Source organism: Umezawaea sp. NPDC059074 (assembly GCF_042738955.1).
Lineage (GTDB): Bacteria > Actinomycetota > Actinomycetes > Mycobacteriales > Pseudonocardiaceae > Umezawaea.
This window is the reverse complement of sequence record NZ_JBHYHC010000023.1, coordinates 1-20,512: the sequence shown is the minus strand read 5'-3', so window position 1 is coordinate 20,512 and position 20,512 is coordinate 1. Positions and strand designations below refer to the sequence as shown.

Here is a 20,512-nt window from a genome sequence, read left to right as displayed (position 1 = left end):
GGGCGTACTTCGTCTCTGTCGAAACGGCAGGGGGAGAAGAGGCGCGGGCAGGGGAGGTCGCGCGAGGACGTCGTGGAGAGGGTCACGCCATCGTTGGCCTCCTCGTTCACGGAACGGTGACCAGGATGCAACATGGCGTGAACTGAACGCAATAACTTGACTGATTGACGTAAGAATCCGACTGCGAGCGAGATGGCCGCGCTGAAGATCGACGAGGCCGCGTGTCGGCTTCGTCGCTTTTGTCGGAGGTAGGTGCGTCAGGCAGGCACAGACGACCGCGCGGCGGGACTCCGGGCCGACAGGCCCGTCGTCACCGCCGCGGTGGAGGTCGGATTCGTGCTCGCGAGAGTCCTTAGGCGGGGTCGCCGGTGTGGTTCAGCAGGACGCGGCTGAGGACGAAGGTGGTGACGCCCGCGAGGACGACCGTGAGGAGCCCTACCCGGAGGCTGGTGAGGTCGGCGATGAAGCCGACCAGTGGCGGTGACAGGAGGAAACCGACGCGCAGCAGCCAGCTGACCACGGTGAGGCCCAGGCCGTTCGGGAGGCCCGGCAGCTCGTCCGCCGTGTGCATGGCCGCTGGGACGAGGGTGGCGACTCCCAGGCCCGCCAAGGCGAAGCCCGCCAGCGCGGTGCCGACCGTCGGGACCGCCAAGGCCAGGCCCATGCCGACGGCGGCCAGCGCGCCGCCGGTGCGGACGACCGTGCGTTGGCCGAAGCGGTCCACGGCCCGGTCGCCGGTGAGGCGTCCGATGGTCATCGCTCCTTGCAGGGCGACGAACGCGAGACCCGCCGTGGCGGCGCTGGTGCGCAGGTCGCCGCTGAGGTAGATGGCGCCCCACGACGCGCCCGCGTCCTCGACGAGCGCGCCGCACGCGGCGAGCACGCCCAGCGCCGCCAGCATCTTGACGGCGGTCGCGGTGAACGTGCGGCGGCTCGTCGTGGACGTCGTGGCGGGCTCGGTGCGTTCGGCGTCCTCCGGGCCCGCCAGCAGGAAGCGGTACGCCACCAGGGCGACGAGGCTGAAGAGGGCCGCGGAGAATCCCAAGTGGACGGTGAGGGAGATGTTCAGCCCGGCCGCCGCCGCGCCCATGAGGCCGCCGAGGACCGCGCCGATGCTCCACACGCCGTGGAACGAGTTCACGATGGAGCGGCCGTAGAGGCGTTGCACGCGCAGGCCGTGGGCGTTCTGGGCCACGTCGACCACCGCGTCCAGCGCGCCCACGACGAAGAGGATCGCGCCCAGCGCCACCCAGTTCGGGGCGAGCGGGATGAGCAGGGTGGTGGCGGCCAGCAGGACGATGCCCAACGCGGCGACCCTGGACGAGCGGAAGCGGCGGATCGCGAGCGAGGCGAGCAGACCCGCGACCAGTGCTCCCAGGGGGAAGCCCGCGAGCGCGGCGCCCAGGACGGTGTTGCTCAGGCCCAGGCTCGACTTGATCTCGGGGTACCGGGGGACGACGTTCGCGAAGAGCGCGCCGTTGGTGAGGAACAGGGCGGCCACGGCGGCGCGGGCCGCGCGGGTCGGGGCTGTGGGTGTCGCGATCGTCATGGTGGTCCCGTCGAGGTCAGGGCAGGAAGCGGTGCAGGGCGGCGCGGATCTGGGCGGGGGTCATGGGATCGGTCGACAGCGCGCTGTGCAGCACGAGGCCTTCGATCAGGGCGTCGATCTCGCGGGCGGTGGTGGGGTCGAAGTGGCGTTCCAGCGCTTGGCGGCTGCGGCGCATCCACGCCTGCGTCACCGTGCGGAGCGCGGGCGTGCGGGCCGCGGCGACGTAGAGCTCGACGCTGAGCACCAGGTCGGGGCTCGCGCCCAGGAGGTCGGCGGAGATGTGCTCGGCCACCGAGTCGATCGCGGCCTCGCGGTCGGGCGCGGCGCGCATGCGCTCCTCGAAGACCCTGGCGATGGAGTCGCCGTGCCGGGTGAACGCCTCGGCCAGCAGGTCGTCCAACGAGGTGAAGTGGTAGGTCGTCGACCCCAGGGGGACGTCCGCCGCGCGCGCCACCGAGCGGTGCGAGACGCCCGCCACGCCGTGGTCGGCGATGATGCCCAGGGTGGCCTCGATGAGCCGATCCCGGCGGTCCGGGTCGTGCCGTCGGGCGCGGCGGGGTGTGGCCTCCATGTGTACGAGCGTACATAACGATGGCCGGAAATCTCGACTTCTTGCCCGATCCTCTCGACGGGGAGCCGCCTCGGGCGTGGCGGTGGTGCACTGGGGGCATGAGCCTGGACGAGCTGCGCGACCTGCTGGAGCGGCACTGGCGTCCCGGCGGCGCCACCGCCCTCGCGGACGTGCGGATCTGCCGGGGAGGGACCGGGGCCTCGGTGCTGTCCGGCGCGGTGCTGGCGGTCGTGGTCGAGGGGGAGAAGCGGATCGCGCTGGACGACCGCGTCCACGACTACGGCACGGGGCAGTACCTCATCGCGTCGGCGGACCTGCCGGTCGCGGGGCACTTCGTCGACGCAGGGCCCACGCTCGGCTTCGGCCTGACGCTGCGGCCCGCGGCGATCGCGGAACTGGTGGTGCGGGGTGAGGTCCGGGACGTGCCGCCCGCCGTGCGGACCGCGGTCAGCGCCGTGCCGGACGACCTGCTCGACGCGATCGTCCGGCTGCTGCGGCTGCTCGACCGGCCGCGGGACCGGAAGGCGCTGGCCCCGCTGTACCGGCGGGAGATCCTCTGGCGGCTGCTCACCGGTGAGCAGAGCGACCTCGTGCGGGCGATCGGGTTGGCGGACAACGGTCTCGCGCACATCCGGCGGGCGGTGCGGTGGATCCGGGAGAACTACGCCGAGCCGTTCCGGATCGAGGACGTGGCCCGGTTGTCGGGGATGAGCGTGTCCGCGTTCCACCGGAACTTCCAGGCCGTCACGGCGATGACGCCGATCGGGTTCCGCACGCAGCTGCGGTTGTCGGCGGCGCGGCTGCTGCTGGCCGACCGGTCCGACGACGTCACCGGGATCGGGCTGCGCGTCGGGTACGACAGCCCGTCCCAGTTCAGCCGCGACTACCGCCGCCGGTTCGGCGCCCCGCCCAGCGTCGACGGGGCGCGGCTGCGGGCGGGCGAGGTCGGCTAGAGGGTCGCGCGGTGGGCGCGGTTCGCGGCCACGAGGCCGTCGAGCGCGTTCCGGGTGCGGACCAGGTCCTCGATGTGGCGGGACAGGCGGTCGCGCTCCTCCATCAGCCGGTCGAGCGCGGCGTCGGAGTTGTCCTCGCTCGGCGACTCCGCGCAGGGCAGCACCTCGGCGATGGTGCGGCTGGACAGGCCCGCGGCGTACAGGTTCTGGATGAACGCCACCCGGTCGACCTCGTCGTCGGTGTAGTGCCGCTGCCCGCTCTCGCTGCGGGTGCTGGAGAGCAGGCCCTGCTCCTCGTAGTAGCGCAGCGACCGGATGCTGACCCCGGTGCGCGCCGCCAAGTCCCCGATGCGCATCCGCGCTCCTCCCGTGTGACCCGAGGCACAAGACGTTGCCCCTGACATGGATGTGAGGTTTTAGCGTAGCGGCTCCACCCCACGAAGGAGTCCTGACGTGACAACGCTCTTCGACCGCCACCGCCTCGGCGACCTGGTGCTGCCCAACCGGGTGGTGATGGCCCCGATGACCAGGGTCCGGGCCGCCGCCGGTGGTCTGGCGACGCCGTCGATGGCCACGTACTACGCCCAGCGGGCGACGGCCGGGCTGATCGTGACCGAGGGGGTGCAGCCCAGCCTGGTCGGGCAGTCCAATCCGGGCACGCCGGGGCTGCACACCGACGAGCAGGTCGCCTCGTGGCGGCCGGTGACCGCGGCCGTGCACGCCAACGGCGGGCGCGTGTTCGCCCAGCTCATGCACGGCGGCCGGGTCTCGCACCCCGACACCACCGGGTCGACGCCGGTCGGACCGTCCGCGGTGCCCGCCGTCGGCGACGTGTTCACCCCGACCGGACCGCAGGCCGCTCCGGTGCCGCGCGCCCTGGACACCGCCGAGGTGCCCGAGCACGCGCTGTCGTACGCCGAGGCGGCCCGGCGGGCGGTCGACGCGGGCTTCGACGGCGTGGAACTGCACGGCGCCAACGGTTACCTGATCTCGCAGTTCCTGTCGTCGAACGCGAACCTGCGCACGGACCGCTACGGCGGCCCGGTGGCCAACCGGATCCGGTTCGCCGTGGAAGCCGTGGCGGCGACCGTCGACGCCGTCGGCGGGGCCAGGACCGGCATCCGGCTCTCGCCGGGCGCGACGATCTGGGGCGTCGAGGACGCCGACGTCCCCGAGCTGTACGCCGCCCTGCTGACCGAGCTGGCCCGGCTGGAGGTGGCTTACGTGCACCTGGAGGCCACCACCGACGAGGAGGTGCTGGTCGGCCTGCGGAAGGCGTGGCCGGGCACGCTCGTCGTGAACCCGGTGCCGCCCATGGGACCGAAGCAGACCGGGCGGGACGACGCCGACCACTGGCTCGGGCTGGGCGCCGACCTGATCAGCTTCGGCCGCGCGTTCATCGCCAACCCGGACCTGGTCGAGCGGCTGCGCAACGCGCTCCCGATCGCGCCGGTCGACGAGTCGACCTACTACCAGGGCGGCGACGCGGGGTACCTGACGTACGCGGCGCACCAGTACGCGAGCTGAGTCCGAAGAGGATCGGGCAACCGGGCGGCACGATGCTGCTAGCCCGGTCGCCCGCCGCGCGGTTCCCTTGAGGGGTAGGGAAAATCGCCTCCGAGGGAGCAGCATGAGGTACCGCACGCTGGGCCGGACCGGGATCCGGGTCAGCTCGTACTGCCTGGGCACGATGATGTTCGGAGCCATGGGCAACCGCGACCACGACGACGCCGTCCGGATCGTCCACCGGGCGCTGGACGCCGGGATCAACTTCGTGGACACCGCCGACGTGTACTCCGACGGCGAGTCCGAGGAGATCGTCGGCAAGGCGCTCCAGAGCCGCCGCGACGACGTGGTGCTCGCGAGCAAGGCGCACTACCCGATGGGCGACGACCCCAACCGGCGCGGCAACTCGCGGCGCTGGATCACCACCGCCGTCGAGAACTCGTTGCGGCGCTTGAAGACCGACCACCTCGACCTGTACCAGGTCCACCGTCCCGATCCGACGGTGGACGTCGAGGAGACCCTGTCCGTCCTGTCCGACCTGGTGCGCGCGGGCAAGGTCAGGGCGATCGGCTCGTCGTGCTTCCCGGCCGCGGAGGTCGTCGAGGCGCAGTGGGCCGCCGAACGGCGGGGCCTCGAACGGTTCCGGACCGAGCAGCCGCCGTACTCGATCCTCAACCGGAGCGCCGAACGCGACGTGCTGCCGGTGGCACAGCGCTACGGGATGGGCGTGCTGGTGTGGAGCCCGCTGGGTCAAGGGCTGCTCACCGACCGGTTCCGCACCGGCGGGCAGGCCGACACCTACCGCTCGGGCTGGATGCCGGGGCACTTCGGCGACGAGCGCAAGCTCCACGTGGTGGAGCGGCTGGTCCCGCTCGCGGACGGGGCGGGCCTGTCCCTGACCCACCTCGCGATGGCGTTCGCGACCACCCACCCCGGCGTCACGTCGGCGATCATCGGGCCGCGCACGGCGGAGCAGCTGGACGACCTGCTTGCCGGCGCCGACGTGACCCTGGACGACGAGGTCCTCGACCGGATCGACGAGATCGCGCCGCCCGGAACCGACGCGGGGCCCAACGACGTGGCGTACGTGCCACCCGCCCTGTCGGAGGTCGGCCAGCGCCGCCTTCCGGTGGGCGAGCGCTCGGCGGCCTGAATAAATCCGTTGGCACGACAGCGGAAATCGGGTTAGGTCCGCCCCATGGCCCAGCTCGAAGGCACCTGTGACCCCCGGTTCGACGCAGTGCGGGACGCCCTGGCGGCGTCGCTCGACAACGACGACGTCGGGGCGTCCGCCGCGGTGTTCCTGCGCGGCGAGCCGGTGGTCGACCTCTGGGGCGGGTACGCCGACGAGGCGCGCACCCGGCCGTGGGAGCGGGACACGATCACCGCCGTCTTCTCCACCACGAAGACGATGACCGCGCTGTGCGCGTTGATCCTCGCCGACCGCGGCGAGCTCGACCTGGACGCGCCCGTGGCGCGGTACTGGCCGGAGTTCGCCGCCGCGGGCAAGGAGGGCGTGCTGGTCCGGCACGTGCTCGGGCACACGGCGGGGTTGCCGACGTGGGAGAAGCCGTTGACCGTCGAGCAGCTCTACGACTGGCCGACCGCGACAGGGCTGCTCGCGGAACAGGCTCCGAGCACGGAACCGGGGGTGGTGGGCGCGTACCACGGCGTCACCCAGGGGTTCCTGATCGGAGAGGTGGTGCGCCGGGTGACGGGCCGCGGCCTCGGCCGGTTCTTCGCCGAGGAGGTGGCGGGGCCGTTGGGCGCGGACTTCCACATCGGTCTGGCCGCCGAGCACGACCACCGGGTCGCCCCGATCATCCCGGCGACGACCACCGTGCCGGAGCTGGAGGCCCGCGGCCCCGGCAACCCGCACATCCCGGCGGACACGGTGAACACCGAGGCGTGGCGACGCGCGGACATCCCGTCCGCGGGCGGTTTCGGCAACGCGCGCTCGGTCGCCGCCGTGCAGGCGGTGCTCGCGTCGGGCGGTGAGGTCGGCGGCGTCCGCCTGCTGTCGGCCGCCGGGTGCGAACGGGCGTTGGAGGAGCAGTTCTCCGGGGAGGACCAGGTGCTGGGAGCCCCGGTCCGCTACGGCATGGGCTACGCCCTGCGGGGCCGGGTGTGCTCGTGGGGCGGGTGGGGCGGCTCGGTCGTCACGGCCGACCTCGACACCGGCCTCACGGTGGCGTACGTGATGAACCGGATGCTCGAACAGGGCCCGATGGGCGACGACCGCGGCCTGAGCGTGGTCATGGCCGCGTACAGCGGGGTATGAGCCGCTCGCCTCATCGCGAGCCGACCTCCTGTGACGCCTTGGTCCACGTGCGGGCCTGGTCGGTCAGGGTGATGCCGAGGCCTGGACGGGTGGGGACGTGCATGCGGCCCTCGCTGGTGTGCAGGCGTTCGGTGAACAGGGGTTCGAGCCAGTCGAAGTGCTCGACCCACGGTTCGTGCGGGTAGGCCGCCGCCAGGTGCAGGTGGATCTCCATGGCGAAGTGGGGAGCCAGTTGCAGGTGGTGGTGGTCGGCCAGCGCGGCGAGTTTCAGGAACTGCGTGATGCCGCCGATGCGCGGGGCGTCGGGCTGGATGACGTCGGCGCCCCGGTCGCGGATGAAGGGCCAGTGCTCGGCCACCGACGCCAGCATCTCGCCGGTCGCGATCGGCGTGTCCAGGGTCGCCGCGAGCGCCGCGTGGCCCTCGGTGTCGTAGGCGTCGAGGGGTTCCTCGATCCAGGTCAGGTCGAACTCCTCCAACGCCCGCCCCATCCGCTGGGCGGTCGGCCGGTCCCACTGCTGGTTCGCGTCGACCATCAGCGGCACGTCCGGGCCCAGGTGCTCGCGCACGGCCGCGACCCGCTTGAGGTCGAACCCGCGTTCGGGGTGGCCGACCTTGATCTTGATGCCGCCGATGCCGTTCGCCAGTGTCGCCGTCGCGTTCTCCAGCACCTGCTCGGTCGACTCGTGCAGGAAACCGCCAGAGGTGTTGTAGCAGCGCACCGAATCGCGGTGCGCGCCGAGCAACTTCGCCAACGGCAGCCCCGCCCGCCGGGCCTTGAGGTCCCACAGGGCGATGTCGAACGCCGCCACGGCCTGGGTCGCGAGCCCACTGCGCCCTACCGACGCACCCGCCCACACGAGCTTCGTCCACAGCCGGGCGATGTCGTTGGGGTCCTCACCGAGCAACGCCGGGGCGATCTCCACCGCGTGCGCGTACAGGCCGGGTCCGCCCGCGCGCTTGGCGTAGCTGAACCCGACGCCCTCGTGCCCGTCGGCGGTGGCCAGCTCGACGAACAGGAACGCGACCTCCGTCATCGGGCGCTGGCGGCCGGTGAGGACCTTCGCGTCGCTGATCGGGGTGGCCAGGGGCAGGTAGACGGAGGAGAGCCGCATCCAGGTGAGCTGATCAGCCATGCCTCCACCCTGGCGGGTCACCACGCCGACCGCCAGCACTTGCCGAACCGGCAAACTTCCGTGCCTTTTCGGCGAACTGGTCGCACGATGGCCGTGGAGGTGGTGGAGATGGAGCAGGACGTGTTCACAGCGGAGATGGAAGCCCTCGTGTGCGAGATCGTGCTCGGCGACCGGCGGCACGGGCTGTGACCCGGCTACGGCGTCGGCGGGCAGACCAGGTGGTGCAGGCCGAGCGGGGGAGCGGGAGGTAGGGGAGCGGCGTCGGTGGCGCGGAACGCCTGGAGCATCAGGGACACGAGCCTGCGGGAGGCCGCCACGGCGGTTTCCGGGGTGTCGGCCACGATGCCGCTGTTGGCCATGAGCAGCAGCGTGATGTCGTGGAAGGTGAAGTCCGCGCGGAGTGCGCCCGCCTCCTTGGCGCGGCGGGTGAGTTCGCCGAAGCCCTCCTCGGCTCGGGCGCGCAGCCGGTCGAACCCGACGGCGTCCGGGAAGGTCGACACGAACGCGCCCGTGAAGCCCTTGTCCACGGCCTGCATGGCGCACACGCGTTCCAGGACCGTGCGGAACGCCCGCCACGGGTCCGGGTCGGCCAGGCCGTCCTCGACCACCGACGCGCACTCCTCGATCTGGCCCGCGAACGCCTCCGCCACCAGCGACTCCTTGGTGGGGAACCGGCGGTAGAGCGTGGCCACGCCGACACCGGAGCGGCGGGCGATGTCGGTCATCGTCACGTCCAGGCCCGCGTCGGCGAACAGCTCGCGCGCGGCCTCGACGATGCGGGTCCGGTTGTGCTGGGCGTCGACGCGCAGCGCCTCGGCGGCGGGCATCCGAGAGGAGTCGGTCGGCATGCCTCTCACTTTAGCTCAAGTGGAGGACCCCCTCCGTTTGTCGTGTTAGCGTGGCGAACAAGTGGAGGGCATCCTCCACTTGTCCCGGAGGAGTGCCGTGAACGAGATGCGCGTGGCCCAGTTCGACCGCTACGGACCGCCGGAGGTGCTGTACGCGACGACCGCGCCGCTGCCGGTCGTCCGGCCGGGGGAGGCGCTGGTGCGGGTCCACGGCGCGAGCGTCAACGGCGGCGAGTTGACGATGCGCGCGGGCAAGCTGCGCTTCCTGCTCAACCGCCGTTTCCCGAAGCGGATCGGCATCGACTTCGCGGGCGAGGTCGTCACCGCCGCCGAGGGCGTCGCGGGCCCGAAGGTCGGCGACCACGTGTGGGGCATGGTGAACAAGTGGCGCGGCGGCGCGATCGCCGAGTACGTCGCCGTCGCGCCCCGCACCCTGTCGCGCAGCCCCAAGGGCGTCGACCTGGTGGAGGCGGCGTCGTTGCCGGTCGGCACGACCGCGATCACCGCCCTGCGCGACCACGCCCACCTGAAGAGGGGTGAAAGGCTGCTCGTGCGCGGTGCAGCGGGCGGGGTCGGCAGCATCGCTGTCCAGTTGGGTCACTGGATGGGCGCTCACGTGACCGGGCTCGCCGCGGCCGGGAACCTCGACCTGGTCCGGGATCTGGGCGCCGACGAGGTTTTCGACTACCGCACCACGGGCCCGGCCGACCTCGGCGAGTTCGACGTCATCCTGGACAGTGCGGGCACCGACCTCCGCGCGTACCGCCGCCTGCTGGCGCCCGGCGGCCGCATGGTCGCGATCACCGTCAGCTCGCCCGCCGACGCCGCGTACCTGCTCGCGTCCGCGGTGTTCGGGTCGCGCCGGATCCGGTTCTTCGCGGGCAACCCGACGAACGCGCTGTTCGCCGAGTTGACCGGCTACGTCGAGAGCGGCGCGATCCGGCCGGTCGTCGACACGGTCCACGAGCTGGGCGACATCGCCGAGGCGCACCGCGCGCTGGAACGCGGCGGCGTGCGCGGCAAGCACGTGATCCGGCTGGCGAATGCTTGACTATTTCCATGAGTGAGTCAATCATTTAGCTGAGCGGCTCAAGCATCGGACCGAGGAGTGATCATGGTGGAAGTGCACGGCGGACTCGCGGTCGAACGCGCGTCGGTGCTGGTCGACGGCCGGGAGCGCACGGTCACCGTGGTCCGCCCCGCGCAGACCCCGCGGCACGCGCCGGTCGTGCTCGTCTTCCACGGCTCCAACCAGAACGGCGCGACGATCCGCCGGTTCGCGGGCGGCATGTTCGACCGCTTCGCCGAGCGCGGCGCCGTTGTCGCCTACCTGGACGGCCACAAGAGGAACTGGAACGACGCGCGGATCTCCTCCGCCTTCGCGGCCCGCACGGAGGGGTTCGACGACGTCGCGTTCACCCGTGCGGTGATCGACTTCCTGGGAGACGACGTCGACACCGGGCGCGTCCACGTGATCGGCTACTCGGCGGGCGGCTCCATGGTGATCCGCCTGGTCCACGAGATGCCCGAACGACTGGCGGGCGCGGGGATCATCGCGGCCACGCTGCCCGTGCCGGAGAACTTCCTGACCTTCACCGCCCCGGTCGTCCCGCTGCCCGTCGTCCTGTTCCACGGCACCGAGGACCGGCTGGTGCCCTACGACGGCGGCATGACCAGCCTGTGGGGGTTCCGCCCGCGCGGCCTCGGCGTCTCCGCCCGGCGGACCGCCGAGCACTTCGCCGAGCGCAACGGCATCACCGCCCCGCCCACGTCCGGGGAGACCGGCCGGGACGGCAAGACCGTCGTGGAGCGCACGGAGTACCGGCAGGACGGCCGCCCGCCGGTCGTGCTCCACACGGTCCACGGCGGCGGCCACGTCGTCCCCGGCTCGACCGCGGCGCCCTTCGTCATGGGCCGCTCCACCCGGAGCCTCGTCGCGGAGGAGGCGCTGGGCGAGGTCTTCGGGCTGTGATGCTACGCCAACAGGAGCAACGCGATACTCTCCCCGGATGACGTCACGTGCACGGCCCGCCAGGTGAGCGCCCGCTTCCAGGAGTTGGACTGGCGGCCGACGCCGCTGGGTGAGCTGGTCCTCCGCCGTCGCCGCGATCCCTTGGACGGCAAGGACATCTACGAGATCAAGCTCGGCGGCGAGTTCCTCATGTCGAGCCTGTTCACCGTCGCCGAGGAGGAGCTGTCCCGGCTGGCGCTCGCCGAGCTCACCGGCCCGGACCTCGACGTGGTCGTCGGCGGGCTCGGCCTCGGCTACACCGCGCTCACCGTGCTGGACGACGCGAACGTGCGCTCGCTGGTCGTGATCGACGCGTTGGGCGAGGTCATCGAGTGGCACCAGCGGGGGCTCATCCCGGCGGGCGAGACGCTCGGCGCGGACCCCCGGTGCTCCTTGGTGCGGGGCGACTTCTTCGCCCTCATGCGCTCGCCGGAAGGCCTGGACGGGGGTCGCCTCTTCCACGCCGTCGTGGTCGACATCGACCACTCGCCCCGGCACCTGCTGCACCCCGACAACGCCGACTTCTACGAACTGCCCGGCCTCCACCGGATCGCCGCGCACCTGCACCCCGGTGGCGTGTTCGCCCTGTGGTCCAACGACCCGCCGGACGCCGACTTCACCGCGCTGCTCGAGCAGGCGTTCGTGGACGTGCGGGCGGAGGTCGTGAGCTTCGCGAACCCGTTGCAGGACCGCGAAGCCACGAACACCGTCTACCTGGGGAAGACCCCGGCCTAGGTCACGTCCTCCGCGCCTCCGCCAGGTCTTCCGCCGTGTACCAGCCCTCGGCCTCGTCGACGTCGAGGGACTGGACCGCGCACAGCACGGCGGGCGCGTCCTTCACCTGCCAGACCCGGTTCGTGTAGCGCGGGAAGACGACGCCGTACGGACCGTAGTCGGCGAGGCCCACGATGCCGATCGCGGCGTAGACGCCGAAGGGCGCCGCGGGGTTCTTCTTCCGGACGATGTCGGTCTCGGTGCGCAACGCCGTCTGGCAGGTGCCCACGCCCTCGTGGTCGGTGCGGTGGGTGACCCAGTCGCCGGGGTTGAGCAGCAGGACTTTGAGGTCGGCGGGCAGGAGTTGCTTGCTGTTGACCCGCTGCCTGCCGGGCGGAAGGGCCGGGGTGGGCGCGGGCGTCGGGGTGGGGGCGAACAGGCTCGCCAGGAGGTCGGCGAGGCCCGTCGAGACCCGTAACCGGGTGTCCGCCATCAAGTCCTGCCACGCCGGGTGGAACTCGGCGGGCAGGACGGGGAACCGCACCTGGAGCACGTGGACCTGCTGGAAGGTGATCGTGCTGAACCGGACCCGGCCGCGGACGGTCCGCCGGATCACCCGACGGCCCACGAAGAACAGCATGGACGTCATTTCCCGGCCCACCCGTTCTCGGAGATCTCGGCGAAGGCCTCGTCGACGTCGGCCGCCAGCCACTTGGCCAGCTCGGCCTTGGTGACGCCCGCCAGGTCGGGGTCCGTGGCGAGGCGCTCGCGCAGGTCCTTCTCCAGGCCGGCGAGCACGGCCTTGGCCAGGTCCTCGCTCTTCGGCAGCGCCGCGCGGAACTCCCGCGCCTCCTTGCCCTCCGGCGGGGCCGTCCCGGTCTTGGCCGGGACGGCCTCCACCGCCTTCGTGCTCTTGGTGGTCGGGACCACCGGGTTCTTCTCCTCCACGCGCTGCTGCTCCTCGGTCGGCGACAAGGTGACACCCGTCGTCTCTCCAAGGTCATCCGGCGCGTTACCCCGCCGCCCGCGGCTGTACCCGTTCGGCGCAGAGGGTCAACTCGTGTGGTGCACCTCCGGCAGCCCGTAGACCGGCGTGGGAATGCCTTCGTACCGGGCTTTCAGCTGCAACGCCAGGTACAGCGAGTAGTGCCGCGACTGGTGCAGGTTGCCGCCGTGGAACCACAGCGCCTCCTGCCGGGTCGGCTTCCACATGTTGCGCTGCTCGCCCTCCCACGGGCCTGGGTCCTTGGTCGTGGCCGACCCGAGCCCCCACACCTTGCCGACCTCGTCCGCGACCTCCTGGGAGATCAGGTCGGCCGCCCAGCCGTTCATCGACCCGAACCCGGTGGCGTACACGACCAGGTCCGCGGGCAGTTCCTCGCCGGTGGACAGCACCACGGAGTCCTCGGTCAGCCGCGCGACCTCCACGCCCGACCGGAGCTTGATGTCGCCGCTGGCCACCAGGTCGGACGCGCCCACGTCGATGTAGTAGCCGGAGCCCCGCCGCAGGTACTTCATGAACAGCCCGGAGTCGTCGTCGCCGTAGTCCAGCAGGAACCCGGCCGCCTCCAGCCGCGCGTAGAAGTCCGCGTCCACCTTGCGGATCTCGTCGTACACCGGGATCTGGAACTCGTGCATGATCCGGTACGGCAGCGACGCGAACGTCAGGTCCGCCTTCTGCGTGGTCATGCCCGCGGCGACGGCCTCCTCCGAGTACAGGCCGCCCAGCGCGATCCGCATCAGCGAGTCGGACCGCACGATGTGCGTCGACGTCCGCTGCACCATCGTGACGTCGACGTCGTTCTCCCACAGCGCGGCGCAGATGTCGTGCGCGGAGTTGTTCGACCCGATCACGACGGCCCGCTTGCCCGCGTACGCGTCGGGTCCGGGGTGCCGCGACGAGTGGTGCTGGTCGCCGCGGAACACGTCCGCGCCCTCGAACACCGGCACGTTCGCCTTGCCGGACATGCCGGTCGCGAGCACGAGTTCCTTGGGGCGCAACGTGATCTCTTCGCCGTCGCGGCGGACCACGACCGTCCACTCGTGCGTCTCGGCGTCGTAGGACGCCCGCACCGCCTCGGTCGACGCCCAGTAGTTCAGCTCCATGACCTTCGTGTACATCTCCAGCCAGTCGCCGATCTTGTCCTTCGGCGCGAACACCGGCCAGTTCTTCGGGAAGTCCAAGTAGGGCAGGTGGTCGTACCAGACCGGGTCGTGCAGGCAGAGCGACTTGTACCGGCTGCGCCACTGGTCGCCCGCGCGGGCGCTGCGCTCGATCACGATCGTCGGCACGCCGAGCTGCCGCAGTCGCGCCCCCAACGCGATCCCGCCCTGCCCGCCGCCGATGACGAGCGTGTGCGGCTGTGTCGTGTGGCCCAGGTCCTCGGTCTCCTGGCGGCGCTGCTCCAGCCACGTCTTGCGGTCCGGGTGCGCGCCGTGCTCCGCGCCCTTGGGCCGCCTGCCGTTCAACGGCTCCTCGTGGCCGATCAGCTCGTTCATCGTGGTCAGCAACGTCCACGCCAGCCCGCCGCGCAGCCGCACCAGCCCGACGCAGCGGCCGACGGCGGTGTCGAACGCGATCCACGACTCGACCACGCCGTCGCCCCCGGTCGCCCCGCCGAGGTCGTCGGCGATGCGGAACGCGTGCGGCCGCACCCGTTCCAGGGTCTCGGCGAGCATGTCCCGCACGCCGTCGCGGCCCTCGACGGTGACGATGTTCCAGGTGAACGCGACCAGGTCGCGCCAGTAGCACTCCTCGGCGAACAGCGCGGTCACGGCGTCGGGGTCGCCGGTCGCGAGCGCCGATTCGAAGTCGGCGAGCCACGTGGTGACCGTGGTCGCCGCGTCGGTCTGGGACAGGGTCTCGGTCATGAGGCGACTCCGGTTTCTCGAGGCGGACTGGGGAGTGCCCGGAGACGCCGCACGGCCGGGGCCGTGGACGCGGGCAGGAGTTGGTCGGGGGAGGACGGGTAGGAGACGGCGACGTCGACCCAGTCGGCGAAGCGGTACGGCCGGTGCAGCAGCATCCCGCCGAGGTGCCTGCGCAGCCGGGACACCTCGGCGCGCACCGCGAGCACGTGGTCGGGTGAGCCGAACAGGTCCGCCGACAGCTCCGCGCCACCGCGGCCGTTCGGCGCGAGAGCCAGCAGCAGCACCAGTTCCGCGTGCCTCGGGCTGAGCCGGTGCGCCCACCGGCCGGACGGCGACGTGACGGTCAGGCGCGACTGGCGGGGATCGGTCAGGTCGACCGCGACGCGCGTCGCGGCCGGTTCGGCGGCCACTCCGTCGAGCACGCGGACCAGCCACCCGCCGGGGACCGGTTCGAGCCTGCACGCCCCGAACTCCGGCAACCAGACGTGGTCGCTGTCCCGGTCGGCGGGCAGCGCGATCCGGGCCACCGGCCGGACGCCGACCGCCGCGGCCACCCAGCCGTGCGGATCGGTCACGAGCACGGGGTCGCGGGTGCCCGCGAGCAGCGGGGACGCCGTGGCGCGCAGGGCGTCGAGCATCCCGTGGTGCTCCTCGCGCAGGAACGACTCGGCCATCCGCGCCGCCGCGTCGACCAGGGCGAGGGTGCTCGGGTGGACGGTGGCGGCCGCCCCGCTGACGTCCACGACGCCGAGCAGCCCGCCGTCGACCGGGTCCAGGATCGGGGCCGCGGCGCACGTCCACGAGTGGTGGGACTTCACGAAGTGCTCGGCGGAGTAGATCTGCACCGGGCGGCCGACGGCGAGCGCCGTGCCGATCGCGTTCGTGCCGACCTGCCGCTCGCTCCAGTCCGCGCCGACCGAGAACCCCAGCCGCTCGGCGTGCCGCTGGATCTTGCGCGGCCCGTCGCGCCACAGCACCACGCCGTCCGCGTCGACCACCACCATCACGTGGCCCGCGTCCTCGGCGGCGGGCAGCAGCACGTCGCCGAGCACCGGCAGGGCCCGCGCGAGCTTGCCCCGGTGCCGCCGGTCCTCCACCTCGTCCGGCCCGAGCGCCGCGGCGGGCTCTCGGCCGCGGTCCGGGTCGACGCCGAACCCGACCGTGCGCCGCCACGAGTCGCCGACCAAGTCGCGCGGCGCGGCGGGCGGCCGGTCCCCGGACAGCGCCGCGTCGCGGATGCGCCGCAGGAGGTGGGCGTACGCGCCGGGATCCTCCCCCGCGGGCACGGCGGCTTCGAACGGGCCGGTGGGTGGCGCTGTGTCGCGGGTCACTCCTCGAGTGTCTCCCCGCAGCGCGACCGGCACCACGGTCGTCGTGCTCTCGTGCATGGCCACCTGACCTCGTCGTCGGGTACCGCGAGCCTGCCGACCTGATGAGACGCGCGGAACCGTTGCAACGGGGTTGCAGTGCGCGGCGTGAAGACCGGAGACGGTTGGATGGACCGAACGATCGAGGAGGGACCACGCCGTGCCGCACGCCACCGCCCCCGACGGGGTGACCATCGCCTACCAGGTCCGCGGTGAGGGGGACCCCCTCGTCCTGCTGTCCGGGCAGGCCAACAGCCACGAGTGGTGGGAGGACGTCCGCGAGGACTTCCACGGCGCGCGCACCACGATCACGTTCGACTACCGGGGGACCGGTGGCAGCGGCGAGTCGCCCACGACCTACAGCACCCGGCAGTTCGCCGACGACGTGGTCACCGTGCTCAACGACCTGGGCGTCGACCGCGCGGACGTCTACGGCACCTCGATGGGCGGCCGCGTCGCCCAGTGGGTCGCCGCCGCCCACCCGGACCGGGTCCGCTCGCTGGTGCTCGGCTGCACCTCGCCCGGCGGCAAGCACGGCTTCGAACGGGACGACGACGTCCGCCGCGCCCTCTCGTCACCGGACGCGGACGTCATCCGGCGCACGCTGCTCGACCTCATGTACACGCCGGAGTGGCTGGCGACCCACCGCGGCCCGTACCGGACCCTGGGCGACCGCCGGATGTCCCCGCGCGCCCGCCGCGGCCACCTGTCGGCCAGCAACCTGCACGACGCGTGGGACGTGCTGCCCGACATCACCGCCCGCACCCTCGTGGTGCACGGCGACGCGGACGTGTTCAACCCGACCGCCAACGCGCCACTGCTGACCGAGCGGATCCCCGGCGCGCGGATGGTGCTCGTGCCAGGCGCGCGGCACGCGTACTTCGAGGAGTTCCGGGAGGTCGCGAGCCCGTTGGTGCTCGACTTCCTCGACGAGCGGTGACGGTCAGCCGCCCAGCACGCGGGTGACGAGCCAGGTGATGTCGTCGGCCGTGCGGGCGGGGGTGTCGGACGGCTGCATCACGTGGCTGAGCACCGCGCGGACGACCACGTCGATCGTGACGTCCAGCTGGTGGGCGTCCAGCGGGTGCGGGTAGGACGCCAGGCGGGCGGCCAGGACGGTCTTGGCCGCCGTCAGCAGGGACCCGGCGTGCGTGGTCAGCAGGGGCAGCAGGTCGGTGTCGGCGTCGTGCGTGGCGGACACGATGGCGCGCAGCAGCACGTTGTCGCGCGCCAGGTCCAGCACGGCCCGCACGGCGGCGCGGATCGCCTTGGCGAGGTCGGCCGGGTGCAGGTCGAACGCCCGCTCCACCGCGGCGAGGAAGCGGGCCAGCTCGTCGAGCACCATCGCCTCGGCCAGCGCCTGCTTGGTGCCGATCTCGTTGTAGACCGTCTGCCTGCTCACGCCGACGGCCACGGCCAGGCGGGACATCGTGACCGTGGACCAGCCCGAGGTCGCGGTCAGGTCGATCGCGGCCGCGATGATCCCGGCCCGGTGCTGACCGCCGGGGATCGCCGCCGCCTCCGTCATGACGATCATCCTAGGCACGCGCCACGAAGTCGCGCTTCTCCCGCACCCCGCAGTCGGGGCAGCACCAGGTGTCCGGCACGGCGGACCACGGCGTGCCCGCCGGGAACCCCTCGCGCGGGTCGCCAGTGCGCTCGTCGTAGGTGTAGCCGCAGCCGGGGCACAGGCAGCCGGGAGCCGCGGGGTTCTCGGTGTGCTCCGGGAGCACGGGGGAGGACGTGGCCGGGTACCTCGCCAGCACCTCGGCGCGGCGGCGGGGCTCGACGTTCGCGAGGCTCATGTCGCCGTCGAAGTGCGCGAGGACCCTGGGGTCCATCACCCGGCGCCACAGGGGCGGCACGAGGGCCAGCAGGATCATCCCGGCGTAGCCGGTCGGCAGCGCGGGGGACTCCTCGAAGTCCCGCAGCGACTGGTAGCGGCGGGTGGGGTTCGCGTGGTGGTCGCTGTGCCGTTGCAGGTGGTAGAGCAGGACGTTGGTGGCGATGTTGTTGGAGTTCCAGCTGTGCCGCGGCGCCACCCGCTCGTAGCGCCTGCGGCCGGGCGCGCCGACCATCCGGCGGGCCATGCCGTAGTGCTCCAGGTAGTTGACGACCTCCAGCAGCGAGAAGCCCACGACCGCCTGGACGACGAGGTACGGCAGGATCCCCACACCCAGCCAGGCGATCATCGCGCCCCACAGGACGAGCGACATCAGCCAGGCGTTGAGGACGTCGTTGCCGAGGCGGAACGGGTGCCGGTCGCGGCGGGCGTAGCGCTTGGTCTCCAGCCGCCACGCGCTGGCGAGCGACCCCAGCACCGTGCGGGGCCAGAACCGGTAGAAGGTCTCGCCGACGCGGCTGCTGGCCGGGTCCTCCGGCGTGGCCACGCGGACGTGGTGGCCGCGGTTGTGCTCGATGTAGAAGTGGCCGTAGAAGCTCTGCGCCAGGGCGATCTTGGAGAGCCAGCGCTCGTGGCTCTCCTTCTTGTGGCCCAGTTCGTGCGCGGTGTTGATGCCGATGCCGCCGACGCAGCCGATGGTGATCGCCAGGCCGATCTTGTCCACAGTGGAGAGACCGCCGTGGGCGATCGTCCAGAAGGCGACGGCGAAACCCGCGTACTGGACGGGGAGGAACAGGTAGGTGATCCAGCGGTAGTACCTGTCGTTCTCCAGCGCCTCGATCACGTCGTCCGGCGGGTTGGAGCGGTCGAGGCCCGTCATGAGGTCGATGGCGGGGACGATCACCAGTACCACGATCGGGCCGATCCAGAACCACACGCCCCAGCCGGTCAGGGCGTGCAGGCCGAGTGCGGCGAAGGCCAGCGAGGGGACCACGAGGCCGATCAGCCACAGGTAGCGCTTCCGGTCGACCCAGCGGTCGGTGGAGCCCTCCGGGACGGTGCCGGTGTCGTTCGCCATGGTCGACCTCCTCGTCGGCTGTACAAGAAGGTAGCTTTTGTAAAGCCCGTTTGACAAGAGGGGCGATTTTGTCAAACGGGTGGATGTCGGTGGGGCGGATTACTGTGCTGCTGGTCTTGTCGCCGAGGAGCGGGAGCGGACATGGGTACAGCGGCTGAGGACCACCGGGCGGTCGCCGCGGTGTTCACCGAACGGGTGCGCGGGGTCGCGGAGGGCGGCTGGGACGCCCCCGCGCCGTGCGAGGGGTGGGTGGCTCGGGACGTGGTCCGGCACCTCGTGGAGTGGTTCCCGGCGTTCCTGAAGTCCGGGGCCGGGGTCGACCTGCCCGCGGGCCCGTCGGTGGACGAGGACCCGGTGGCCGCGTGGACCGTGCACAGCGAGGGCGTGCAGGCGCTGCTGGACTCGCCGGACACGGCGTCGAAGGTGCTGAAGAACCCGCACATCGGCGAAGTGCCGCTGGACCGGGCCGTGGACACGTTCTACACGAGCGACGTCTTCATGCACACGTGGGACCTGGCCCGCGCCACCGGGCAGGACGAGCGGCTCGACCCGGACCGGTGCGCGGGACTGCTGGAGGGGATGGTCGCGGCGGACGAGGCGCTGCGGTCCAGCGGGCACTACGGCCCGAAGGTCGAGGTGCCGGACGACGCCGACGTGCAGACCAGGCTGATCGCGTTCACCGGCCGGACCCCCTGACGGGGCCTGTCGGATCGCTCCAGGACTACCTCGCGACCGGTCTGTCCGATGTGGACACGGCGCACGTGCGCGCTGTTCTTCCGACCGCGGGGGAGGTCACTCGGCGAACCGCTGGACGCCGATGACCGCCAGCAGGTCCAGCTGCTCCACCGCCGGGCCGCCCACGGGCGCGGTGAAGAACTGGAGGCGCTGCCGTCCGTCCTCGCTGAACAGGTTCTGGCAGTGGAGGTCGAGCGTGCCCAGTTCCGGGTGGATCACGCGTTTGCGGTCGCCCCGGCGCACCGCGACGTCGCCGGTGTCCCAGAGTGCGGCGAACTCGGGGCTGGCCGCGCGCAGGCGGGTGATCATGGCGGTCGCGGTGGGGTCCGCGCCCCGGCGGGCCGCCGCCGCGCGGAGGTCGTGGACGAGGACCTTCGAGTGGTGCGGGTGGTCTTCCACCGGGTAGACGCGGCGGACGTCCTCGTCGGTGAACCACTGCTGGATGAAGCTGGTCGCCGGGTGCGGCGGGCCCAGCAGGGCGTCCGCCAGGTGGTTCTGCACGACGGTCTCGTGGAGGTCCGTGATGATGCGGGCCGGGGTGGTGTCCAGGCGGTCCAGCAGCGCCAGCATCGCGGGGTCCACGTGGGCGGACCGGGCGTCGGCCGGTGGTCGGCGGTCCGCGAGGACGTAGAGGTGGTCGCGCTCGTCGTGGGTCAGGCGCAGGGCCCTGGCGAGGGCGGCGAGCATCTGGGCCGACGGCTGCGTGCCCTTCCCGCGTTCGAGTTCGGTGTAGTAGTCGACCGACGCGCCCGCCAGCGTCGCCACCTCGTCACGCCGCAGGCCCGGCACCCGGCGGCGCGGGCCGGTGGGCAGGCCCACCTCCGCGGGCGTCGTGCGGGCGCGGCGGGAGCGGAGGAAGGCGCCCAGTTCGGTCAGGTCCACGACCTCAGTGTGCGGGCGGTCCGCGAGCCGTGCCAGGGGGTGTCTCCACCTGGTTCCGCCGAGCGGGCGGCGGCAGGGTTGAGGGACATCCACCAGTTCAGGGAGTCGTCATGCCGTTCGCGAATCTGAAGGTGCCCGCCGGGACGTTGTCCGCGGAGCAGAAGGAGG

General features: G+C 72.2%; 21 protein-coding genes. 9 read left to right on the top strand and 12 right to left on the bottom strand.

Features of this window, described 5'->3' with window-relative positions; genetic code table 11:
• Positions 1 to 352: 352 nt before the first annotated feature.
• Entirely contained in the window at positions 353 to 1,549 is a 1,197-nt protein-coding gene (locus ACFWW9_RS13390) for an MFS transporter (protein WP_390375809.1), read from the bottom strand.
• Positions 1,550 to 1,565: 16 nt separating this feature from the next.
• Entirely contained in the window at positions 1,566 to 2,120 is a 555-nt protein-coding gene (locus ACFWW9_RS13385; protein WP_390375806.1) for a TetR/AcrR family transcriptional regulator, read from the bottom strand.
• Between the two features lie 98 nt (positions 2,121 to 2,218).
• Here ACFWW9_RS13385 and ACFWW9_RS13380 point away from each other — a divergent pair, with 98 nt between their 5' ends.
• Positions 2,219 to 3,073, top strand: a complete 855-nt coding sequence (locus tag ACFWW9_RS13380) for an AraC family transcriptional regulator N-terminal domain-containing protein (RefSeq protein ID WP_390375803.1) — start codon at positions 2,219 to 2,221, stop codon at positions 3,071 to 3,073.
• Here ACFWW9_RS13380 and ACFWW9_RS13375 read toward each other — a convergent pair.
• The gene (locus tag ACFWW9_RS13375) at positions 3,070 to 3,429 is read right to left on the bottom strand and encodes a MerR family transcriptional regulator (protein WP_390375800.1); all 360 of its coding nucleotides are present in this window, start codon (positions 3,427 to 3,429) and stop codon (positions 3,070 to 3,072) included. The genes ACFWW9_RS13380 and ACFWW9_RS13375 overlap by 4 nt on opposite strands.
• Before the next feature lie 97 nt (positions 3,430 to 3,526).
• Between ACFWW9_RS13375 and ACFWW9_RS13370 the strand changes: the two genes are divergently transcribed.
• The 3 genes from ACFWW9_RS13370 (at position 3,527) to ACFWW9_RS13360 (ending at position 6,860) form a co-directional block, all read left to right on the top strand.
• Complete coding sequence (locus ACFWW9_RS13370) at positions 3,527 to 4,600, top strand: alkene reductase (protein ID WP_390375797.1); 1,074 nt, start codon at positions 3,527 to 3,529, stop codon at positions 4,598 to 4,600.
• A gap of 103 nt (positions 4,601 to 4,703) precedes the next feature.
• Positions 4,704 to 5,732 carry an aldo/keto reductase gene (locus tag ACFWW9_RS13365; protein ID WP_390375794.1) on the top strand — a complete coding sequence of 343 codons (1,029 nt, stop codon included), beginning with the start codon at positions 4,704 to 4,706 and terminating at the stop codon, positions 5,730 to 5,732.
• A 45-nt stretch (positions 5,733 to 5,777) separates the two neighbouring features.
• A complete protein-coding gene (locus ACFWW9_RS13360; protein WP_390375792.1) occupies positions 5,778 to 6,860 on the top strand; it encodes a serine hydrolase domain-containing protein in 1,083 nt (360 codons plus the stop codon).
• Between the two features lie 10 nt (positions 6,861 to 6,870).
• On the opposite strand, the gene ACFWW9_RS13355 is transcribed toward ACFWW9_RS13360, so the two are convergent.
• Together ACFWW9_RS13355 and ACFWW9_RS13350 are read right to left on the bottom strand one after the other, a co-directional pair.
• Positions 6,871 to 7,995 (bottom strand): mandelate racemase/muconate lactonizing enzyme family protein, encoded by a 1,125-nt coding sequence (locus ACFWW9_RS13355; RefSeq protein ID WP_390375789.1) that lies wholly within the window; start codon positions 7,993 to 7,995, stop codon positions 6,871 to 6,873.
• Between the two features lie 194 nt (positions 7,996 to 8,189).
• Complete coding sequence (locus ACFWW9_RS13350; protein WP_390375786.1) at positions 8,190 to 8,843, bottom strand: TetR/AcrR family transcriptional regulator; 654 nt, start codon at positions 8,841 to 8,843, stop codon at positions 8,190 to 8,192.
• Between the two features lie 106 nt (positions 8,844 to 8,949).
• On the opposite strand from ACFWW9_RS13350, the gene ACFWW9_RS13345 reads away from it, so the two are divergent.
• The 3 genes from ACFWW9_RS13345 (at position 8,950) to ACFWW9_RS13335 (ending at position 11,589) form a co-directional block, all read left to right on the top strand.
• Complete coding sequence (locus ACFWW9_RS13345; RefSeq protein ID WP_390375977.1) at positions 8,950 to 9,894, top strand: NAD(P)-dependent alcohol dehydrogenase; 945 nt, start codon at positions 8,950 to 8,952, stop codon at positions 9,892 to 9,894.
• Between the two features lie 63 nt (positions 9,895 to 9,957).
• A complete protein-coding gene (locus tag ACFWW9_RS13340) occupies positions 9,958 to 10,815 on the top strand; it encodes an alpha/beta hydrolase family esterase (protein WP_390375784.1) in 858 nt (285 codons plus the stop codon).
• Positions 10,816 to 10,878: 63 nt separating this feature from the next.
• Entirely contained in the window at positions 10,879 to 11,589 is a 711-nt protein-coding gene (locus tag ACFWW9_RS13335) for a spermidine synthase (protein WP_390375781.1), read from the top strand.
• 1 nt (position 11,590) lies between these two features.
• On the opposite strand, the gene ACFWW9_RS13330 is transcribed toward ACFWW9_RS13335, so the two are convergent.
• From ACFWW9_RS13330 to ACFWW9_RS13315, 4 genes are all read right to left on the bottom strand, one after another.
• The gene (locus tag ACFWW9_RS13330; RefSeq protein ID WP_390375778.1) at positions 11,591 to 12,217 is read right to left on the bottom strand and encodes a hypothetical protein; all 627 of its coding nucleotides are present in this window, start codon (positions 12,215 to 12,217) and stop codon (positions 11,591 to 11,593) included.
• The gene (locus ACFWW9_RS13325; RefSeq protein WP_390375775.1) at positions 12,214 to 12,543 is read right to left on the bottom strand and encodes a hypothetical protein; all 330 of its coding nucleotides are present in this window, start codon (positions 12,541 to 12,543) and stop codon (positions 12,214 to 12,216) included. Before ACFWW9_RS13325 ends, ACFWW9_RS13330 begins: the two co-directional genes overlap by 4 nt.
• Positions 12,544 to 12,621: 78 nt before the next feature.
• Positions 12,622 to 14,439 carry an NAD(P)-binding domain-containing protein gene (locus ACFWW9_RS13320; protein ID WP_390375772.1) on the bottom strand — a complete coding sequence of 606 codons (1,818 nt, stop codon included), beginning with the start codon at positions 14,437 to 14,439 and terminating at the stop codon, positions 12,622 to 12,624.
• Positions 14,436 to 15,770 (bottom strand): GAF domain-containing protein, encoded by a 1,335-nt coding sequence (locus ACFWW9_RS13315; RefSeq protein ID WP_390375769.1) that lies wholly within the window; start codon positions 15,768 to 15,770, stop codon positions 14,436 to 14,438. Before ACFWW9_RS13315 ends, ACFWW9_RS13320 begins: the two co-directional genes overlap by 4 nt.
• Before the next feature lie 196 nt (positions 15,771 to 15,966).
• Between ACFWW9_RS13315 and ACFWW9_RS13310 the strand changes: the two genes are divergently transcribed.
• Positions 15,967 to 16,746: an alpha/beta fold hydrolase gene (locus ACFWW9_RS13310; protein ID WP_390375766.1), complete on the top strand. Its 780-nt coding sequence runs from the start codon at positions 15,967 to 15,969 to the stop codon at positions 16,744 to 16,746.
• A gap of 3 nt (positions 16,747 to 16,749) precedes the next feature.
• Here ACFWW9_RS13310 and ACFWW9_RS13305 read toward each other — a convergent pair whose 3' ends face one another.
• Together ACFWW9_RS13305 and ACFWW9_RS13300 are read right to left on the bottom strand one after the other, a co-directional pair.
• Positions 16,750 to 17,343 (bottom strand): TetR family transcriptional regulator, encoded by a 594-nt coding sequence (locus ACFWW9_RS13305; protein WP_390375763.1) that lies wholly within the window; start codon positions 17,341 to 17,343, stop codon positions 16,750 to 16,752.
• A 1-nt stretch (position 17,344) separates the two neighbouring features.
• Entirely contained in the window at positions 17,345 to 18,727 is a 1,383-nt protein-coding gene (locus tag ACFWW9_RS13300; protein ID WP_390375760.1) for a fatty acid desaturase, read from the bottom strand.
• A 141-nt stretch (positions 18,728 to 18,868) separates the two neighbouring features.
• Here ACFWW9_RS13300 and ACFWW9_RS13295 point away from each other — a divergent pair, with 141 nt between their 5' ends.
• On the top strand, positions 18,869 to 19,423 hold the full coding sequence (locus ACFWW9_RS13295; protein ID WP_390375757.1) for a TIGR03086 family metal-binding protein: 555 nt from the start codon (positions 18,869 to 18,871) through the stop codon (positions 19,421 to 19,423).
• 96 nt (positions 19,424 to 19,519) lie between these two features.
• Here ACFWW9_RS13295 and ACFWW9_RS13290 read toward each other — a convergent pair whose 3' ends face one another.
• Positions 19,520 to 20,344, bottom strand: a complete 825-nt coding sequence (locus tag ACFWW9_RS13290) for a helix-turn-helix transcriptional regulator (protein WP_390375754.1) — start codon at positions 20,342 to 20,344, stop codon at positions 19,520 to 19,522.
• Positions 20,345 to 20,512: the final 168 nt, after the last annotated feature.

What these genes read in the sequence shown, in the direction of transcription:
- ACFWW9_RS13390 (WP_390375809.1), bottom strand. Translation starts at nt 1,549, where the DNA reads ATGACGATCGCGACACCCACAGCCCCGACCCGCGCGGCCCGCGCCGCC.
- ACFWW9_RS13385 (WP_390375806.1), bottom strand. Translation starts at nt 2,120, where the DNA reads ATGGAGGCCACACCCCGCCGCGCCCGACGGCACGACCCGGACCGCCGG.
- ACFWW9_RS13380 (WP_390375803.1), top strand. Translation starts at nt 2,219, where the DNA reads ATGAGCCTGGACGAGCTGCGCGACCTGCTGGAGCGGCACTGGCGTCCC.
- ACFWW9_RS13375 (WP_390375800.1), bottom strand. Translation starts at nt 3,429, where the DNA reads ATGCGCATCGGGGACTTGGCGGCGCGCACCGGGGTCAGCATCCGGTCG.
- ACFWW9_RS13365 (WP_390375794.1), top strand. Translation starts at nt 4,704, where the DNA reads ATGAGGTACCGCACGCTGGGCCGGACCGGGATCCGGGTCAGCTCGTAC.
- ACFWW9_RS13360 (WP_390375792.1), top strand. Translation starts at nt 5,778, where the DNA reads ATGGCCCAGCTCGAAGGCACCTGTGACCCCCGGTTCGACGCAGTGCGG.
- ACFWW9_RS13355 (WP_390375789.1), bottom strand. Translation starts at nt 7,995, where the DNA reads ATGGCTGATCAGCTCACCTGGATGCGGCTCTCCTCCGTCTACCTGCCC.
- ACFWW9_RS13350 (WP_390375786.1), bottom strand. Translation starts at nt 8,843, where the DNA reads ATGCCGACCGACTCCTCTCGGATGCCCGCCGCCGAGGCGCTGCGCGTC.
- ACFWW9_RS13345 (WP_390375977.1), top strand. Translation starts at nt 8,950, where the DNA reads ATGCGCGTGGCCCAGTTCGACCGCTACGGACCGCCGGAGGTGCTGTAC.
- ACFWW9_RS13340 (WP_390375784.1), top strand. Translation starts at nt 9,958, where the DNA reads ATGGTGGAAGTGCACGGCGGACTCGCGGTCGAACGCGCGTCGGTGCTG.
- ACFWW9_RS13330 (WP_390375778.1), bottom strand. Translation starts at nt 12,217, where the DNA reads ATGACGTCCATGCTGTTCTTCGTGGGCCGTCGGGTGATCCGGCGGACC.
- ACFWW9_RS13320 (WP_390375772.1), bottom strand. Translation starts at nt 14,439, where the DNA reads ATGACCGAGACCCTGTCCCAGACCGACGCGGCGACCACGGTCACCACG.
- ACFWW9_RS13305 (WP_390375763.1), bottom strand. Translation starts at nt 17,343, where the DNA reads ATGATCGTCATGACGGAGGCGGCGGCGATCCCCGGCGGTCAGCACCGG.
- ACFWW9_RS13300 (WP_390375760.1), bottom strand. Translation starts at nt 18,727, where the DNA reads ATGGCGAACGACACCGGCACCGTCCCGGAGGGCTCCACCGACCGCTGG.
- ACFWW9_RS13295 (WP_390375757.1), top strand. Translation starts at nt 18,869, where the DNA reads ATGGGTACAGCGGCTGAGGACCACCGGGCGGTCGCCGCGGTGTTCACC.